The sequence below is a fragment of the Devosia sp. Z11_6 genome (assembly GCF_058133665.1).
This window is the reverse complement of record NZ_JBYUNQ010000013.1, coordinates 1-2,792: the sequence shown is the minus strand read 5'-3', so window position 1 is coordinate 2,792 and position 2,792 is coordinate 1. Positions and strand designations below refer to the sequence as shown.

General features: G+C 58.5%; 1 protein-coding gene. It reads right to left on the bottom strand.

The window, feature by feature from the left end; all coding sequences use genetic code 11:
• Positions 1–574: 574 nt before the first annotated feature.
• Positions 575–952 (bottom strand): HNH endonuclease, encoded by a 378-nt coding sequence (locus AC3YMN_RS19280; RefSeq protein ID WP_489891291.1) that lies wholly within the window; start codon positions 950–952, stop codon positions 575–577.
• Between the last annotated feature and the right edge of the window lie 1,840 nt (positions 953–2,792).

Here is a 2,792-nt window from a genome sequence, read left to right as displayed (position 1 = left end):
TGCAGCGGTGATCGGGGATATAAGCGACCCCATCGCCATCGTCAACACGCTAAATGACAAAACTGACTTTTGGTTCCATCAGCAAGCCGAGCCTGTGGATAACGCGGAGTTCGCTAGTAGGAAGTCAACCTGAATAGCAGCGCCCCTTGATCCCGCCGCGCAGGTAGTGTGGAGCCGCTTGACCGGTGGGTTTGCCGGCGATGCTGGTCCCCTGACGTAAGAGAACATGCACATAGAGCGGCGATAGGGCCATCTGGCGGTGAAACCCAGCTAGTCATGCAGGGTCACGCTGATCTGTGTCTTGAACAGACGCGAGCTCGGAGTGCCCACAGGCCTCCGTGACATGCCATTTCAACCCAAGCCGACGCATGCAAAGCCAGGCAGTGACCGCGGCGGGCGGCCAGAGGAGTTCCTGCGCCTGATCCAACATCTGAGGAACGACCGCCCGAACAAGCAGGCCCAGAATAGCTCCGGCGTCGACGAGTCTCGAATGCTTAGTGCTGATCCGTAGAGCCAATCCTTTGCGTCCTGCCGGCTGCGTGGATCGCGGCCAAGCGCTCGCGATTGCGACGGATCAGATCAATGTCCGGCAGCTCACTGCCTGACATTGGCAGATGGAGGTGACGAAAGCGTACCGCCTCCGTGTCCGCATCTTCCACATTGGCAGACCACGATAGTCATCGTGAAGCGTAATGAGACCAGCGTCGTACCGAGCGTGCCAAGTTGGCGCCAGGAGAATTCCGCTCGAAACTGTGTTCCAGGGCTCAAGGCAATAAGGGTAGATGTGAGCAGCCTCGAGCCCACATTCATTTGTCTCGATGTTCAACAAGCGAACCAGGCCAATCGCACATCTACCCTGATACGCGCGATAGACGTCATAGGTGAACTTTGGATCTCTGATCCGGACATGGCGTTCCCGGAAGAGGGGCAAGTCCGCCCTGGGATCCTTCATACCCGCTTGGTGAACTCCGTACTCGGCAGCAAGAATACTAGCCAACTCCGAAGTGGAAATTTCCCTCACATCTTCGGCGGCCCTCCAGCCGGCAAAAGCACCAGCGGGATTGAGGAGAGCGGCCTCTAGAACGGCGCCATTCGCCAGCATCGGGCGAGGTGTCTTGAATGCCACGACATTATCAAGCTCAATGACGCAGTGCTCTGGATCATCGGCGCGGTTATACACCTCCACCAGGATAGCAGCAGCGAAGTAGCCCACCGGAAGGCTTGGCTCCGCTGTCTCTCGCCTACTCTGGTATAGTACAACCCGGTGACCGACACATGACCTTGCAACGTCAGCGAACTCGGAACGAACGCGACAGAACCCAGTCTGCTCAAAGACTTCCCGCGTCGTGGGATTTATCATAATTACTGCATGGGCCACCAGAGCTCATTAGCATGACTACGTATTTACCCGGTTAAAGGGCCAGCATTGGGCCCCTTGATTCGCTGGTCACCAGCCGTGTTCTGCGTCCGCAGTAGTCAGAGAAACCGCAAATGGCATGATCTGCGACCCCATGTGTCCCAAAGAGTTCGGTGCATGCGTGTTAAGTTCGTCATGGTTCAAACCGGCTACGGGGCCCCGATGTAGCCAGTGTGAACGGGTGCCGGGTTCTCCACAGGCGCATATGGGTTTGTGCGATGCGGGCCAACCGGTTGATCCAGCCCGGCGTAAGCCGGCTTGTCTCCAGCGGTTTGATCCCCCGATAGGCTTCAACGGGGAGATTTGTCGAACTAGTCGCGCCTTCGGTGGTGGGGAACTCTACGCGTCACCGCTGAATGGCCTTGGAGACCGAGCCTCCTGCGTTCACCTCCGGAGTGTGCATCAGCAATATCGAACCTGCCCGCTGCAGTTTCGAGAGGTTCGGAACGCAACTGAGAAGAATCTTCACGTCCAACCCGCATGCCCGCGGGTTGCCGCTAGCCACGAACCGATAGCTGCAAGTGCTCCCATCTAAAGCTATCCGCGTGATAAGCCGACCTGCCGACTGACAAGTCCTCGAGATCTGTTCGCGCCGTGATGCCAAGGTGCTCGTGGATAAAGGCGATCGTGACGAGGGAACAATCGGCGACAACCGTGGCGGCGTATGCTGAGGCAGTGCGCAAGCTCACTGCCCTGCCGCCACTCGCGAATAAAGGTGATGCCCACTTGGCGAGTTTACGATCCGCCCGAACAATGACTTCTCTAGGCTCGGCCTTCCTCGCCGAACCGCTTAGGCCGTGGACGAGCAGAGAACCCTCCTACTCAGCGTAACGGATAGTTCTTCGCCGTGCCGCAGCAACCATCCTCTACGCAGAGCAGCAAGCGCGGGCGGTGCTTGCGCGGTTCATCTTCCATCGTTTATCAACTTCGGCTGAGAAGGGGGCCCGGCCCCCCCCTTGTCTGCGGTGAACTACGGAGGGTGTTCCAGTTGGTGGTGCGCCCGATCGATCTAATCAGGATGAGCTCGCAGTTGGTAGGGGTCGGCGCGGGCAACCTGCAGCCACTGCTGGGCGCAGCCCTTGGGCACGGCGGGGCTCCTGTGCATCGCCGTAACTGGATTGTAAGGCGCGGCAGCTGGGGTTCACAACACAAACTCCCGCGGAGAAGTGCGTAGCCGCGGACTTCCTCCCTCAGCTCGGGTGCTATAGCGGCTGTCAAAGCCAGCCTGTTCCCTCTTCCCCCCTCCCCCGCTCATCTCCGAACGACAAAAAGCCCCGCCTCATTTCTGAGTGCGGGGCTTGTTTCGAGATTGTATTGAGACATCCGTTTTTGGCAGACCTGGCAGCGACCTACTCTCCCAAGCCTTAAGACTTAG